The organism is Streptococcus sp. GMD1S (assembly GCF_000296875.1).
GTDB lineage: Bacteria > Bacillota > Bacilli > Lactobacillales > Streptococcaceae > Streptococcus.
On the sequence record NZ_AJQY01000307.1, the window covers coordinates 1 to 521 of the forward strand.

1 pseudogene is annotated in these 521 nt (G+C 42.2%); it reads left to right on the plus strand.

Annotated features, from left to right (window positions below):
- Positions 1–521, plus strand: a pseudogene (locus tag GMD1S_RS12415) (aminodeoxychorismate lyase); the annotation flags it as partial.

Here is a 521-nt window from a genome sequence, read left to right on the forward strand (position 1 = left end):
ACTCCTTCAGATCTTGAACCAGAAACATCAACAGAAGAGTTGATGGCTGATTCCCTGTCTGTTGTCGATAAAATTCTAAAGAATGCACCAAGTGTTCCTCCACTTTCAAGTGCTAGAACTGATGAAACGGATGACCAAGAAGAGAAAGAGATTAGACAGCCAATCATCGACAAGATTGAAGTTGTAGAATCTGAAGAACCTCTAGTAGAGCCGATTCATCTGGCTGAAGAACCTGTAGTGGAACCCGTTCAACCTAAGGTAGAACCAGTTGAGCTTAAACCCGAAGAAAAAGAATTTAACGATACTCCGACTAAGGTTGCCGTAACCTATAAAACAGAAGACAAGAAAGAGGAAATCACCCCAGGGATGCCTGAAAGAGTAGAGCCTGTTTCTACAGAATCTAGCAGTGGATTAGCTGATGCTCCGCGTCGTAGTCGTCGTCAAGGTGCAACATCAACTAAGAAAAAGAAAAAATCAAAAGCCAAAGGTTGCCTAGTAACAGTTCTAGTTCTCCTAGTACT